The 14262-nt window shown below is 72.1% G+C and carries 15 protein-coding genes; 7 read left to right on the top strand and 8 right to left on the bottom strand.

Annotation, left to right across the window (positions count from 1 at the left end; genetic code table 11):
- Positions 1 to 92: 92 nt before the first annotated feature.
- A complete protein-coding gene (locus E5083_RS01605) occupies positions 93 to 872 on the top strand; it encodes a VOC family protein (RefSeq protein ID WP_135783782.1) in 780 nt (259 codons plus the stop codon).
- Here E5083_RS01605 and E5083_RS01600 read toward each other — a convergent pair.
- Positions 858 to 1370: a winged helix-turn-helix transcriptional regulator gene (locus E5083_RS01600; protein WP_208753908.1), complete on the bottom strand. Its 513-nt coding sequence runs from the start codon at positions 1368 to 1370 to the stop codon at positions 858 to 860. The two genes, E5083_RS01605 and E5083_RS01600, sit on opposite strands and share 15 nt — an antisense overlap.
- Before the next feature lie 110 nt (positions 1371 to 1480).
- Here E5083_RS01600 and E5083_RS01595 point away from each other — a divergent pair, with 110 nt between their 5' ends.
- From E5083_RS01595 to E5083_RS01585, 3 genes are all read left to right on the top strand, one after another.
- A complete protein-coding gene (locus E5083_RS01595) occupies positions 1481 to 2275 on the top strand; it encodes an SDR family oxidoreductase (protein WP_135783781.1) in 795 nt (264 codons plus the stop codon).
- A 20-nt stretch (positions 2276 to 2295) separates the two neighbouring features.
- Entirely contained in the window at positions 2296 to 2655 is a 360-nt protein-coding gene (locus E5083_RS01590) for a nuclear transport factor 2-like protein (protein WP_135783780.1), read from the top strand.
- 99 nt (positions 2656 to 2754) lie between these two features.
- The gene (locus E5083_RS01585; RefSeq protein WP_135783779.1) at positions 2755 to 3588 is read left to right on the top strand and encodes a PIG-L family deacetylase; all 834 of its coding nucleotides are present in this window, start codon (positions 2755 to 2757) and stop codon (positions 3586 to 3588) included.
- Positions 3589 to 3593: 5 nt separating this feature from the next.
- On the opposite strand, the gene E5083_RS01580 is transcribed toward E5083_RS01585, so the two are convergent.
- Positions 3594 to 4211: a TetR/AcrR family transcriptional regulator gene (locus E5083_RS01580; RefSeq protein WP_135783778.1), complete on the bottom strand. Its 618-nt coding sequence runs from the start codon at positions 4209 to 4211 to the stop codon at positions 3594 to 3596.
- A 61-nt stretch (positions 4212 to 4272) separates the two neighbouring features.
- On the opposite strand from E5083_RS01580, the gene E5083_RS01575 reads away from it, so the two are divergent.
- Positions 4273 to 5595, top strand: a complete 1323-nt coding sequence (locus E5083_RS01575; protein WP_135783777.1) for an alpha/beta fold hydrolase — start codon at positions 4273 to 4275, stop codon at positions 5593 to 5595.
- Positions 5596 to 6109: 514 nt separating this feature from the next.
- Here the strand turns inward: E5083_RS01575 and E5083_RS01565 are convergent.
- Together E5083_RS01565 and E5083_RS01560 are read right to left on the bottom strand one after the other, a co-directional pair.
- A complete protein-coding gene (locus E5083_RS01565) occupies positions 6110 to 7474 on the bottom strand; it encodes a metallophosphoesterase (RefSeq protein ID WP_135783776.1) in 1365 nt (454 codons plus the stop codon).
- Positions 7475 to 7486: 12 nt separating this feature from the next.
- Complete coding sequence (locus tag E5083_RS01560) at positions 7487 to 7726, bottom strand: SCO4848 family membrane protein (RefSeq protein WP_086695049.1); 240 nt, start codon at positions 7724 to 7726, stop codon at positions 7487 to 7489.
- Between the two features lie 91 nt (positions 7727 to 7817).
- Between E5083_RS01560 and E5083_RS01555 the strand changes: the two genes are divergently transcribed.
- A complete protein-coding gene (locus E5083_RS01555) occupies positions 7818 to 9104 on the top strand; it encodes a D-alanyl-D-alanine carboxypeptidase family protein (protein WP_244317347.1) in 1287 nt (428 codons plus the stop codon).
- Here E5083_RS01555 and E5083_RS01550 read toward each other — a convergent pair.
- Entirely contained in the window at positions 9052 to 9960 is a 909-nt protein-coding gene (locus tag E5083_RS01550; protein ID WP_135783774.1) for a YihY/virulence factor BrkB family protein, read from the bottom strand. The genes E5083_RS01555 and E5083_RS01550 overlap by 53 nt on opposite strands.
- 161 nt (positions 9961 to 10121) lie before the next feature.
- On the opposite strand from E5083_RS01550, the gene dprE2 reads away from it, so the two are divergent.
- Positions 10122 to 10877 carry a decaprenylphospho-beta-D-erythro-pentofuranosid-2-ulose 2-reductase gene (gene dprE2, locus E5083_RS01545; protein ID WP_135783773.1) on the top strand — a complete coding sequence of 252 codons (756 nt, stop codon included), beginning with the start codon at positions 10122 to 10124 and terminating at the stop codon, positions 10875 to 10877.
- 5 nt (positions 10878 to 10882) lie between these two features.
- On the opposite strand, the gene E5083_RS01540 is transcribed toward dprE2, so the two are convergent.
- The 3 genes from E5083_RS01540 to E5083_RS01530 form a co-directional block, all read right to left on the bottom strand.
- Complete coding sequence (locus E5083_RS01540) at positions 10883 to 11461, bottom strand: 2'-5' RNA ligase family protein (RefSeq protein ID WP_135783772.1); 579 nt, start codon at positions 11459 to 11461, stop codon at positions 10883 to 10885.
- A gap of 184 nt (positions 11462 to 11645) precedes the next feature.
- Positions 11646 to 12674 carry a tryptophan--tRNA ligase gene (trpS, locus tag E5083_RS01535; protein WP_425276682.1) on the bottom strand — a complete coding sequence of 343 codons (1029 nt, stop codon included), beginning with the start codon at positions 12672 to 12674 and terminating at the stop codon, positions 11646 to 11648.
- Positions 12675 to 12785: 111 nt separating this feature from the next.
- Entirely contained in the window at positions 12786 to 14243 is a 1458-nt protein-coding gene (locus E5083_RS01530; RefSeq protein WP_135783770.1) for a glycine hydroxymethyltransferase, read from the bottom strand.
- Positions 14244 to 14262 lie beyond the last annotated feature (19 nt).

Below are 14262 nucleotides of genomic sequence, written 5' to 3'. Positions count from 1 at the left end.
AGAGCCGGTGACTGCCTCGCGGCGTGTCGCGGGGACGCTTCCGTACCGGGACGGAAGGGTGTCCACCCCGACACACCACCAGGGAGCGAGCGATGCCCGAAGTCACCACCCCCTACCCGGCCGGCACCCCCTGCTGGGTCGATCTGATGGCGCAGGATCAGCAGGCCGCGCTGGACTTCTACCGGGACCTGTTCGGGTGGGAGGGCGCGCCGGGGCCGGCCGAGTTCGGCGGGTACGCGGTGTGCGAGCTGCAGGACCGGCCCGTGGCCGGGATCGGGCCGACGATGGCGCCGGAGGGCATGCCGGAGCCGCCCACCGTCTGGACCAGCTACCTCGCCAGCACGGACGCGATCGCCACCCAGGACCAGATCGTGGCCGCCGGCGGCACCCTGCTCGCGCCCGCGATGGACGTCGGCACCCTCGGCCGGATGCTGGTCGCCGCCGACCCGCAGGGCGCGGTGTTCGGCGTCTGGCAGCCCGGCGACTTCTTCGGCGCGGGCGTGGTCAACGAGCCCGGCGCGCTGACCTGGAACGAGCTGCACACCAGCGACATCGAGGCCGCCACCGCCTTCTACGGCCAGGCGTTCGGCATCGAGATCATGCCGATGGAGGGCCACGACTCGTACTGGGTGCTGCGCGTCGGTGACCGTACGGTCGGCGGCGCCACCCTCCTCGCCAACGACCCGCCCGGCACCCCGGCCCACTGGCTGACGTACTTCGCGGTCGACGACGTCGACTCCACGGTGGACGCCCTGGTCCGCCGCGACGGCAACGTCCTCGTGCCGCCGTTCGACATGTCCGCGGGCCGCATGACCGTGGTCACCGACCCGCAGGGCGCGCCGTTCGCGATGATCAGGTCAGCCGGCTCCTGAGGCGGTCGTCCCGTCGTCGCGGGGGTAGCGGGCCCGCATGGCGGGACTGGCGGCGGGGCCGGCGGCGAACACGTACGCGTGGCTGTCGTCGAGGGGGCGGCCGGTCTTCGCGTCGACGACCACCGGCTCGACCTCCTCGCCGCTCGTGGTGTCTACGAGGATCATGCTGCGCTGCTCGGGCGCGAGGCGGGAGTTGCCCCATGCCGCCAGCGTGACGATCACGGGGCGCAGGGAGCGCCCCAGATCGGTCAGGACGTACTCGTTGCGGACCGGGTTGGTCTGGTAGGGACGGCGCTCCAACAGGCCGTCCGCGACCAGTGTCTTGAGGCGTGCGGTGAGCATGCTGGTGGAGATGCCGAGGTTCTCCTGGAACTGGTCGAAGCGGGTGTACCCGTCGAAGGCGTCGTGGAGGATCAGCAGCGTCCACCATTCGCCGACGTGCCGCACCGTCGTGGACAGCGGGCACTCGAAGTCCTCCGCCCTGATCCGGCTCGCCAAGTGGACCACCTCCGCCGAGTTACTGCTAATGTCGAAGTTACTGGCTTCTATTTTAGCAGTGACGACGGGTGCGCCCTCTCTCCGGCCCGCACCCGGGAACGGAGGACATCATGGCCACTCCACCAGGCGACACCGGCGACTCCCTGAAGGGGCGGCGCGCCCTGGTCACCGGCGGCACGAAAGGCGTCGGCGCGGCCGTCGCCCGGCGGCTGTCCGAAGCCGGCGCCACCGTGCTGGTCACCGCGCGCAGCCGCCCGGACGACCTGGCCGCCTCGGAGATCATCACCGCGGACCTCGCCACGTCCGAGGGGGCCGCCACTGTGGTCGACGAGGCCCTGCGCCGCCTCGGCGGCGTCGACATCCTGGTCAACAACGTGGGCGGCTCCAGCGCCCCTTCGGGCGGGTACGCCGCCCTGACCGAGGACGACTGGGCCAGGGAGCTGAACGTCAACCTCCTCGCCGCCGTCCGCCTGGACCGCGGCCTGCTGCCCGCCATGACGGAGGCCGGACGGGGCGCCGTCGTGCACATCTCCTCGATCCAGCGCCGCATGCCGCTGTGGGACGGCACCCTCGCCTACGCCGCCGCCAAGGCCGCGCTGACCACCTACAGCAAGGGACTGGCCAACGAGGTCGCTCCGCTCGGTGTCCGGGTCAACTCCGTCAGCCCCGGTTTCGTCCGGACCGCCGCCGCCGACCGGCTCGTCGGCCGCCTCGCGGAGAACGCCGGCACCAGCCGTGAAGCGGCGCTGGAGCAGCTCATGGACTCCCTCGGCGGAATCCCGCTGGGCCGCCCCGCCCACCCCGAGGAAGTCGCCGAACTCGTCGCGTTCCTCGTCTCCGACCGCGCCTCCGGCATCGTCGGCGCCGAGCACGTCATCGACGGCGGCACCGTCCCCACCGTCTGAACCCCCTCCCAGGAGTCCCCATGTCCACCGACCAGCCCCAGTCCATCGCCCCCGAGGCGCTGCCCGAGGTCGTCACCGGCTTCCTGGCGGCCCACCGCGCCCACGACACCGCCGCCGCACTCGGCTTCCTCCGTCCGGACGCCACCGTGACCGACGACGGCAGGACCTACCGGGGAGCCCCGGCGATCGAAGCCTGGATGAACCGCTCCGCCGGCGAGTACACGTACACGACCGAACTCACCGGCGCGCAGAGGGCGGACGCGGAGCATTACGTCGCCACCCACCACCTGGAGGGCGACTTCCCGGGCGGTGCGGTGGACCTGCACTACCGCTTCCGCCTCGGTGGCGGCCTCATCGAGGACCTGCGCATCGAGCCCTGACCGACGCGGGCCATCGGGGCGGGAACATCCGGTCCCGTCGGCGAGGTTGTGCGGTACGCCCGCCACGGGCCATGCCACATCTCGCAGGAGGACTCTTCCATGACTGACCGGCCGTTGACGCTGATGGCAGTGCACGCCCACCCCGACGACGAGGCGACCGGGACCGGCGGGGTGCTCGCGCGGTATGCGGCGGAAGGCATCCGGACGGTGCTGGTGACCTGTACCGACGGCGGTTGCGGGGACGGGCCGGGGGGTGTGAAGCCGGGCCAGCCCGGACACGACCCGGCGGCGGTCGCCCGGATGCGGCGGGACGAACTCGAGGCGAGCTGCGAGGTCCTGAAGATCAGCGACCTGGAGATGCTGGACTACGCCGACTCCGGGATGACCGGCTGGGCCAGCAACGACGCCCCCGACTCCTTCTGGCAGACCCCGGTGGAGGAAGGCGCCGCCCGCCTCGCGGAGTTGATGCGGCACTACCGCCCCGATGTGGTCGTCACCTATGACGAGAACGGTTTCTATGGCCACCCCGACCACATCCAGGCCCACCGCATCACGATGGCCGCGCTGAAGCTGACCGACCTGACCCCCAAGGTCTACTGGACCACCGTCCCCCGCTCCCAGATGGCCCGCTTCGGCGAGGTCATGCGCGAGTTCGCGGGCGACATGCCCGAGCCCGACCCCGCCGAGGCCGCCGCCCTCGCCGAGATCGGCCTCCCCGACGACGAGATCACCACCTGGGTCGACACCACCCCCTACAGCGACCAGAAGTACGACGCCCTCGCCGCCCACGCCAGCCAGGGCGAGAACATCTTCTTCCTCCGCATGGGCAAGGACCGCTTCGCCGACCTGATGGGCACGGAGACCTTCCTCCGCGTCCAGGACCCCACGGCCGCCCCGACCCCGGAGGACGACCTCTTCGCCGGGCTGCGCTGAGCCTCTCAGCCGGCTGGTTCGGCCCGGCGCAGGCTGCGGAACACCTCCGGCGTCGTCCAACCCCGTAGCGCGGCACGGATCGTCGAGCCGAACGCGGCCTCCGCCGTGGCCGTATCCAGAGCCCCGGCCAGTTCGAGGGTCACCAGGCCGTGCAGGGTGGCCCATACGGACAGGGCGATCGCATCGGCTTCCCCGGTGAGGACGGATGCCGTCAAAGCGCGGTCGATCGCCGTCAGCAGCGGACGGACGGGGTCGGCCGCGCCCACCTCGCCGGACGGGTCGAAGGATTGCACACCGCCGAACAGCACGGCGTACAGGTGCCTGTGGCCGCGTCCCCAGCGGCGGTAGGCGACGGCGAGCGCGTAGAGGTCGGCGAGCGGGTCCTCGGACTCCGGCACCGCCGACAGTTCCGCGTACAGGCCGGAGACGGCTCTGTCGCGCACCGCGCCGATCAGCCCGTCCTTGCCGCCGAACAGGGAGTACACCGCCGTCGTCGACGTCTCGGCGGCGGCCGCCACGGCGCGAACCGTCACCGAATCCCGCGATCCGGTGGCGAGCATCTCGGTCGCGCACACCACGAGCCGTTCTTTGACGGCCTGGTCGTTCGTTCTCGGCCTACCCACGACGAGCAGCCTACGATAACGTCGTTTTGAAACACCGTTCTGAAACCGTCGGGGGTCCGCCTTGCCTGCATTCGCCGTGCGTCTCATCCGCTTACTGTCGGCCCTGGCCGCCGTCGTCGCCCTGGTCGTCGTCTTCCTCGGGCTGATCGCCCTCACGGACGGGTCGGGCTCGGGGCTCGCCGCATGGGCGACGACCCTCGCGATCGGGGCCGCGCTCGCCATCTGGCGCGGACGGCGCCGCACTTGGCCGGCCCGGCTCGTGCCGTTCCTGCCGGTGATCGTCGCGGCGGCGCTGACGGCGACGGTCTGCGTCCCGACCGCGCCGACGGCCCGGCACCACCCGGCCGCGCTGCCGTACGTGGCCACGCAGCACTGGCGGCTGGCCACGGGCAGTCGCGTCGCGGTGTACCACTACCCGCCCGCGAAGTCCGGCCCCCGGCATCCCGTCCCGTTCGTGTACCTCAACGGCGGTCCGGTGCGCGGCATTTCAGAACTCGACCACCGGTTCCTGCGCCTCCTGGCCAGCCGTGGCTACGACGTCTACGCCTACGAACAGGCCGGTGGCGGACGGAGCGACCTGCTCCCCATGGGCCAGTACTCGATCTCCAGGTCGGTCCGCGACCTGGCCGCCTTCGTCGACCGCCTGGGCCAGGGCAAGGTCGACATCCTCGGGTTCTCCTCCGGCGGCACCGTGCTCACCCGCGCCCTGGCCGAGCCGAGTGTCGCCGCGCGCCTGCACCGGGCGGTCATCGCCGAGCCCGGCCCCATGGACGGCCCGACCGCGCGCCTCACCGGGCACAAGGGCCGGGCATCCGCACGCGGCCTAGCACCGGCCCCGAGCGGACCGCGTTCCACGCGACTCCCCCGCTACGCCGTGGCGTTCGGCCTCATGCGGCTCGGGCTACTCACCCCTGGTACGGGACTGATCGGGCAGGCCGAGGGTGACAACGCGTTCACCGCGGCGGACCTCGGCAGCGACACCGCGTCCGCCTACTGCGCCCGCGACGCGCACCGCATCCCCGTCGAGGACACCCGGCGGAACTTCTCCTTCAGTCCCGCCGCCAGCCTCCGCGTCCAGCAGACGGTCAGGGACTCGCCCTCCATCGCCTCCCAGCTCCGGCGCTCCCGGACCCCCGCGATGCTGATGATCGCCGAGTGCTCCTCCCAGGTCCGCCAGTGGGAGACCGCCGTCCTGGCCAACGACCCCGCCGTCCGGCGCGCGCAGTACATGCCCCGCGTCGGACACCACATGTGGAACGGCTTGGACGACAACAACAGCCGAGCCGCCGCCGTCATCACCGCGTTCCTCCAGAACGCCCCGGCCCCCCTGCCGAACCACCCGACCCGCGAGGAGATCCCCGCCTTCCTACGCGACGGCGCGTAGCGGCGGCCGGGGCCGTGCTCAGTCGTGGAGGAACCACAGGTCGAGGGTGTACCGCTCCGCCACCGGGGACCGCTCGCGCGCACGGCCGACGTCCTCGGTGGTGAGGGGCCGCCGGGTGCCTCCCCGGACGTGCTGGTCGTAGTAGTCGGCGGCCGGTCCACCAGGCGTGGCCGGTGTAGACGCCGGGGCGGGGCAGGCGGGTCGTGCCTGCCGGGCCGAGCGTCAACTGGTTCACGACGACATCACCGGTCTCGGATTCCAGCGAGACGGCCACCGTGCCCTCGGCGTCCGCCGGAGGAGTGCGGGGAGCGTCCCAGATCCGGATGGCGATGTCGACGCGCAGGTCCGGTTGCAGGGTGTGGAGGTACAGGTGGTAGCCGTTCCCGGCGACCACCTCCGTGCGGGCCCTGACGGCGACCTCGTGGTCGGCCTCGTACGCATCGGCGTCGTAGATCTCGACAAGGCCACGGTCCGGCCGGGCGGTGGTGCGGTACTCCGCGATGAGGGGCATGTGTCACGCCTCGCGGGAGGCCAGTTCGATCACGGTGATGTCCGACGGGGCCCACACGCGGGTCGGTGGGCCCCAGGCGCCTGCGCCGCGGCTGACGTAGAGCTGGGTGTCGCCGTAGTGGGCGAGGCCGGCGACCGTGGGGTTCGCGGCCTTCGCGATGAGGTTGCCGGGCCAGAGTTGGCCGCCGTGGGTGTGGCCGGAGAGTTGGAGGTCCACGGAGTGGCGGACGGCTTCGTGGATCTGGACCGGCTGGTGGGCCATGAGGACGCAGGCGCGGGCGGGGTCGCGGTCGCCGAGGGCCTTGGCGAAGTCCGGGCCGTGGCCTTCGCTCTCGCCCTGGAGGTCGTTGACCCCGGCCAGGTCGAAGTACGGCAGCTCCGTGCGGGCGTTCTCCAGCGGGCGCATGCCCAGGGTGCGGACCTCGTCCAGCCATTGGGCGGCGCCGGAGAAGTACTCGTGGTTTCCGGTGACGAAGAAGGTGCCTAGGCGGGACTCCAGCCCGGCCAGCGGTGCCGCCGCCGGGCCCAGGTTCTTCACGCTGCCGTCCACCAGGTCGCCGACGACCGCGATCATGTCCGGCTGGGTCGAGTTGATCGTGTCGACCACCGTCTGGGCGAAGTTGCGTCCCAGTACCGGGCCCAGGTGGATGTCGCTGACCACCGCGATCCGGAAACCGTGCGCCGCGCGCGGGAGCTTGGCCAGGGGGACCGTCAGCCGCTTCACGCGCGGGCCGCGCAGTACTCCGTACGTGCCCCAGCCGGTCGTACCCAGCGCCACCGCGGCCGCCGTACCCCCGGCAACGCGGGAGACGAAGACGCGGCGGGAGAGGGCTGAGGCGGCGAGCGCGGAAGCCTGCGGGGCTTCGGAGGGGGACGTGCCGTCAGCCCCGGCGGAGGGCTCTGCCGAGGCCGACGCCGGGGCCGGGGACGCCTCGTCAGCCCTCACGGCCGGCTCTGCTGGCGTAGCCGGCGTCTCCTCAGCCGCCCCGGCCCGATCCGCCGACGGCACCGGCACTCCGGCCAGCTCGGCGAACACCGCCTCCCGAGTCGCCCGACGCGCCCGCCGACCCGCCCACACCCGCACCGGCTCGGTCGCGAGCGTCGCCAGCAGCAGGTACAGCGCCAGCGCCATCCACAGGAACCCCGGCCAGGCCAGGGCCCGTTGGAGCCAGAAGGGTGCGCCGGAGCGTTCCGCGACCAGGGCGGCGATCATCAGCACCGGGGCCGCGACGAAGAGCACCGTGCCCGCCCGGCGGGCGGCCCCGCGCGGGCGGGTGGTGTCGCGGATCAGGCGGCGCCAGACGTACCAGTGCAGGCCCGCCACGAGGGCCAGTACGGCCAGGGCGACGAGCGCGAAGACGATGACCACCCGGCGTGTCCCCTATGACGTCCGACGCAGTGCGCGCAGTCCGCGCAACCCGATGACCCCGACGACCGTCCCCAGTACGAAGGACACGACCGCCAGCGTCAGGTGCACCCAGAAGTAGGCCGTGGGGTGCCCGTCGTCGAAGGCGAGACCGCTGCCGTCCGCAACCAAATTTTTGACGAAAGTGACCCAGATGACCCAGCTCCACACCCCGAAGGCGAGCAGGAACCAGGAGACCGGGCGGCTGAGCTTCATGAGTCCAGTATCGCCGCCCGCGATCCGGCTCCATGGCCGGGGTGGAGCGGGAGGCGGGACTTCACAGCCCGTGGCAGGTACGTTCTCGATCGTGTCCGCACCGAAGAAGATCGCTCAGCGATCCTTGTTGATCACATCCGCCGCACTGCTGACCGTCTCCGGCCTCGCCCCGTCAGCCTTCGCCGCACCCAAGCCCTCCGGCAGCCCCACCGCCGCTCCCCCGGCCCGCATGTCCCAGGTCGGCGGCGCCCGCCTCGGCGTGCCCGGTACGCAGGTGAACCTCGCCACGGGCGTCCCCGTGCTGCCCAAGGGCTTGAGCGCCCGCTCCTGGATCGTCACCGACGCCGAGAGCGGCGACGTACTCGCCTCGCACAACGCGCACTGGCGGCTCCCCCCGGCGAGCACCCTGAAGATGCTGTTCGCGGACACCGTGCTGCCCCGCTTCCCGAAGGACACGCGCCACCAGGTGGTGCCCGCCGACCTCGCCGGGATCGGCGCCGGCTCCAGCATGGTCGGGATAAAGGAGAACGAGACGTACACCGTCCACGACCTGTGGCTCGGTGTCTTCCTGCGCTCCGGCAACGACGCCGTCCACGTGCTCTCCGCGATGAACGGCGGTGTCGCGCAGACCGTCAAGGACATGCAGGCCCACGCCGACGCCCTCCAGGCCGGCGACACCCACGTGGTCAGCCCCGACGGCTACGACGCCCCCCAGCAGTACTCCTCGGCGTACGACCTCACCCTGTTCGCCCGCTCCGGGCTGCAGAAGAAGGACTTCCGGGAGTACTGCTCCACCGTGCGCGCCAAGTTCCCCGGCGCGACCACGAGCAAGGGCAAGGGCAAGCCCACCCGCGAGACGTTCGAGATCCAGAACACCAACCGGCTGCTGAGCGGCGACACGGACACCTCCGTCTATCCGGGCATCGCCGGGGTGAAGAACGGCAACACCACCAACGCGGGCGCCACCTTCACCGGGGTCGCCGAGCGCGGCGGCAAGGTACTGCTGGTCACCGTGATGAACCCGGAGAAGCACGAGCACGACGAGGTCTACAAGGAGACCGCCCAGCTCTTCGACTGGGGCTTCAAGGCGGCCGGCAAGGTCAAGCCGGTCGGCGTGCTCGTCCCGCCGCTGAACGCCACCCCGAGCGCGCAGCCGAGCGGCGCGCCCAGCGCGGACGTCACCGGCGCCCCGCAGGGCACCGCGGGCGCCGGGTCCGAGCCGGTGAAGGGCGCCGCCGCCGAGAGCGGCGGCTCGCGGGGCGCCGGGACCGCGCTGGCCATCGCCACCGGGCTGCTGGTGCTGCTCGGCGGCGCGGCCTTCCTGGTCAACCGCCGCTGGCCGCTGCCTGATCTGATGCGCCGGCGGCAGCGTCCGTGACCTTGCCCTCGTCGCTGCGCGTCGCCGTCCAGGCGGCGCAGTACAGGATCAGCTTCGAGGTGAAGTTGATCCACAGCAGCAGGGCGACGGGGACACCGAAGGCGCCGTACACGCTCTTCGCGGCGACGCCCTGGATGTAGCCGCTCAGCAGCAGCTTGAGGAGTTCGAAACCGACCGCGCCGAGCAGGGCCGCCACCAGCAGGCGGCGGCGCGGCGGTTCGACCCCGGGCAGCAGGCTCAGCACGTACAGCAGCACCAGGAAGTCGGCGAGGACGGCGACGGCGAACGCGGCGATCCGCAGCAGCACGGCGCCCCAACTGTGCTCGTCGAGCCCTATCGCCGACGCCAGCTTGCCGATCGCGGCCGAGGCGAGGGTGGAGGCGGCCAGGGTCACCAGCAGGGCGCCGCCGAGCCCGATCAGCACCCCGGCGTCCTTCAGCTTCAGCACGATCGGGTTGCCGTCCCGCTCGGGCAGCTCCCACACCGCGCGCAGACAGTCCCGGACCTGGCCGACCCAGCCGATACCGGTGAACAGCAGGGCCGCACCGGCGATCAGCCCGACCGTGCCCGCGTTCTGCACCAGCCCGTTCAGGTCGAGCTGGTCGGCGAGGCCGGGAAACTGGGCGGCGATGTTCTTCTCGACCGTCTTCTGCCGGGCCGGGTCCAGCGTGGCCGCCGCGACCGCCGCGGCGACGGTCAGCAGCGGGAACAGGGCGATGAAGCTGACGAAGGTCATGGCCGCGGCGAGCCACGTCCAGTTCACCCGGTCCAGACGCGCGTACGAGCGCCAGGCGTGCGTGGTCATCAGCCAGGTCACGATCGGCCCGATGCCGGGCAGCTTCTTCAGCCAGTCCATGATCCGCCTCTGCCCTTTTCGCGCGAACTCCATGTGCCGATACCCCGGATGGCGCCCGCCCCCTCGCCCACCCCTCGGCGCGTCGCACTAATCACCCATTGCGGGGAGCCCGGTGCCGCCGTGCGGCCACCCTGCCATATGCGGACGATACGGTCACCCGCATGTCTGCTGTCTGCGGTCCTCCCCAGTCCCTGCTCGTCCTCGGCGGCACGTCGGAGATCGCGCTGGCCACCGCGCGCCGCCTCATCGCCCGCCGCACCCGCACCGTGTGGCTCGCGGGCCGCCCCGGCCCGGCGCTCGACCGCGCGGCCGGCCGCCTGGCCGCACTTGGCGCCGACGTCCGTACGGTCGCCTTCGACGCGCTGGACCCGGACTCCCACGAGGCGGTGCTCGGCAAGGTGTTCGCCGAGGGCGCCGTCGACATGGTGCTGCTCGCCTTCGGGGTGCTCGGGGACCAGGCGCGGGACGAGCGGGAGCCGCTGCGCGCGGTCCGGGTCGCCGCCACCAACTACACCGGCGCGGTCTCCGCCGGGCTGGTCGCCGCCGGCGCCCTCCAGGACCAGGGCCACGGCTCGCTGGTGGTCCTCTCCTCGGTGGCCGCCGAACGCGCCCGCCGCTCGGACTTCATCTACGGCTCCAGCAAGGCCGGGCTCGACACCTTCGCGCAGGGCCTCGGCGACGCGCTGTACGGGACGGGCGTGCAGGTGATGGTCGTACGCCCCGGCTTCGTGCGCACCGCCAGGACCGCCCATCTGGCGCCCGGCCCGCTCTCCACCACCCCGGAGCAGGTGGCCGCCGCCGTCGAACTCGGCCTGCGCCGGGGCTCGGAGACGGTGTGGGTGCCCGGCGCGCTGCGCCCGGTGATGTCACTCCTGCGGCACGCCCCGCGCGCGCTCTTCCGCAGACTCCCGGTCTGAGAGGGTCAGCGGCTCGCGATGGGGTTGCGCTCGGCGGGGCCGCCCTGGCTGGGCACCACGTTGGCGCCGAAGGGGTAGTCGCGCAGCTTGCGCCACACCCCGTCCGCCCCCTGCTCGTACAGCGCGAACCCGGCGCACGGCCAGGCCGCCTCGAACCCGGCCAGCTCCTCGAAGGCGCGGTCCATCGCCGCCTCCTCGATGCCGTGCGCCACGGTGACGTGCGGGTGGTACGGGAACGCCAGCTCGCGCGACACCGGTCCGGCAGGGTCCCGCACCTGCTGCTGGAGCTCCGTGCAGTCCTCGGCGCCCTGCTCGATCCGGACGTAGACCACGGGCGAGAGCGGGCGGAAGGTGCCGGTGCCGGACAGGCGCAGCGGGAACGGGCGGCCGGCCGCGGCGACCTCGGCGAGGTGGGCGTCGATGGCGGCGAGGTCCGCCTCCTCCACCTCGGTCGGCGGCAGCAGGGTGATGTGCGTGGGGATGCTGAGCGCGGCGGCATCGCCGAAGCCCGCGCGCCGCTGCTGGAGCAGGCTGCCGTGAGGCTCCGGGACCGCGATCGACACGCCGATCGTTACGATCCCCACGTCGTCTCCTGTCGTCGCGTCTCTGTTCTGTGGGCCGTCCCCGCGCACGGCCTTCGGCTATCGACTGTACGGCCACGGGTGTCCGCAGGGCAGGCGCAACGGAAGTGATGTACGGCGCTCTGCCCCACCGGACACGCGTGCGGGTCGCACGTCCGGGGGCGGCTGTGCGCCCCCGGACGCCCGGTCAGTGCTTCGCCGGCAGGAAACCGACCCGGTCGTACGCGAGTGCCAGGGTCTCGGCGGCCACCGCGCGGGCCTTCTCGGCGCCCTTGGCGAGGATCGAGTCCAGCGTCTCGGTGTCCTCCAGATACTGCTGGGTGCGCTCCCGGAAGGGGGTGACGAAGGCGACCATGATCTCGGCGAGGTCGGTCTTGAGGGCGCCGTACATCTTGCCCTCGTACTCCCGCTCCAGCTCCGCGACGGGCGTGCCGGTGAGGGTGGAGTGGATGGTGAGGAGGTTGCTCACGCCGGGCTTGTTCTCCCGGTCGAAGCGGATCACCGTGTCGGTGTCGGTGACCGCGCTCTTCACCTTCTTCGCCGTCGTCTTCGGGTCGTCCAGCAGGCTGACGACACCCTTGGGCGAGGCCGCCGACTTGCTCATCTTGACCGCCGGGTCCTGGAGGTCGTAGATCTTCGCCGTCTCCTTGAGGATGTACGGCTTGGGGCTGGTGAAGGTCTCGCCGAAGCGGCCGTTGAAGCGGTCGGCGAGGTCGCGGGTCAGCTCGACGTGCTGGCGCTGGTCCTCACCGACCGGCACCTCGTCCGCGTGGTACAGCAGGATGTCCGCGACCTGGAGGATCGGGTACGTGAAGAGGCCGACGCTGGCCCGGTCGGCGCCCTGCTTGGCGGCCTTGTCCTTGAACTGGGTCATGCGGGACGCCTCGCCGAAGCCGGTGAGGCAGTTCATGACCCAGGCGAGCTGGGCGTGCTCGGGGACGTGGCTCTGCACGAAGAGGGTGCAGCGGTCGGGGTCCAGACCGGCCGCGAGGAGCTGGGCCGCGGCGAGGCGGGTGTTGGCGCGGAGGTCCTTCGGGTCCTGCGGGAGCGTGATCGCGTGCAGGTCGACGACCATGTAGAACGCGTCGTGCGTCTCCTGGAGGGCCACCCACTGGCGGACGGCACCGAGGTAGTTGCCGAGGTGGAACGAGCCTGCGGTGGGCTGGATTCCGGAGAGTACGCGGGGCTTCTTGTCAGCGGGGGCCATGGTGCCCATTCTCGCAGAGGTGGAGGTGGGTCCGGTGCCTAGGTGGGGGCGGGTGCGGGGGCGCGGGGGGCTGCGGCGCCGTCGTGGCTTGTCGCGCAGTTCCCCGCGCCCCTCAAGCGCTCAGCCGAGGTCGATTTCCGGGTACAGGGGGAAGGCTGCTACCAGGTCTGTCGCTCGCTGTGCGATTTCGTCCGCCGTCTTCTGGTCCAGGATGTGCTGGGCCTTCGACGGGGCGCCGGACTTTGTGGTGCCGGGTTCCGTGGTGGTGAGGACTCGGTCGATCAGGGCCGCCACCTCGTCCATCTCGGCTGTGCCGAGGCCGCGGGTGGTGAGGGCGGGGGTGCCGATGCGGATGCCGGAGGTGTACCAGGCGCCGTTGGGGTCGGCGGGGATGGCGTTGCGGTTGGTGACGATGCCGGAGTCCAGCAGGGCGGCCTCGGCCTGGCGGCCGGTGAGGCCGTAGGAGGCGGCGACGTCGATCAGGTTGAGGTGGTTGTCGGTGCCGCCGGTGACCAGGGTGGCGCCGCGCTTCATCAGGCCCTCGGCGAGCGCGCGGGAGTTGTCGACGACGCGCTGGGCGTAGTCCTGGAACGAGGGCTGCCGGGCCTCGGCCAGGGCGACCGCCTTGGCGGCCATGACGTGCGGGAGCGGGCCGCCGAGCACCATCGGGCAGCCCCGGTCGACCTGGTCCTTGAGGGAGTCGTCGCACAGGACCATGCCGCCGCGCGGGCCGCGCAGCGACTTGTGGGTGGTGGTGGTGACGATCTGCGCGTGCGGCACCGGGTCGAAGTCGCCGGTGAGCACCTTGCCCGCGACCAGACCGGCGAAGTGCGCCATGTCGACCATGAGGGTCGCGCCGACCTCGTCCGCGATCTCCCGCATGATCCGGAAGTTCACCAGGCGCGGGTACGCGGAGTACCCGGCGACCAGGATCAGCGGGCGGAACTCGCGGGCCTGGGCGCGCAGCGCCTCGTAGTCGATCAGGCCGGTGGCCGGGTCGGTGCCGTAGGAGCGCTGGTCGAACATCTTGCCGCTGATGTTGGGGCGGAAGCCGTGGGTGAGGTGGCCGCCCGCGTCCAGGGACATGCCGAGCATGCGCTGGTTGCCGAACGCCTGCCGCAGCTCGGCCCAGTCGGCCTCGGACAGCTCGTTGATCTGGCGGGCGCCGGTCTTCTCCAGGAACGGCACCTCCACGCGGTCGGCGAGGACGGCCCAGAAGGCGACCAGGTTGGCGTCGATGCCGGAGTGCGGCTGGACGTAGGCGTGCCGAGCGCCGAAGAGTTCGCGGGCGTGCTCGGCGGCGAGGGACTCGACGGTGTCGACGTTGCGGCAGCCGGCGTAGAAGCGGCGGCCGACGGTGCCCTCGGCGTACTTGTCGCTGAACCAGTTGCCCATCGCCAGCAGGGTGGCCGGGGAGGCGTAGTTCTCGGAGGCGATCAGCTTGAGCATCTCGCGCTGGTCGTGGACCTCCTGGCCGATCGCGTCGGCGACGCGGGGCTCGACCGCGCGGATGACGTCGAGCGCGGCGCGGTAGGCGGTGGTCTCGGCGGAGCCGGACGGGGTGGGGTTCTCGGGCATGGGGGCCTCCGGACAGGGC

Origin of the sequence: Streptomyces bauhiniae, assembly GCF_004784475.1 — a bacterium.
In the GTDB taxonomy this organism is placed as follows: Bacteria; Actinomycetota; Actinomycetes; order Streptomycetales; family Streptomycetaceae; genus Streptomyces; species Streptomyces seoulensis.
Note: the sequence above shows the minus strand (reverse complement) of the source record. Positions and strands in the feature narration are given on the sequence as shown.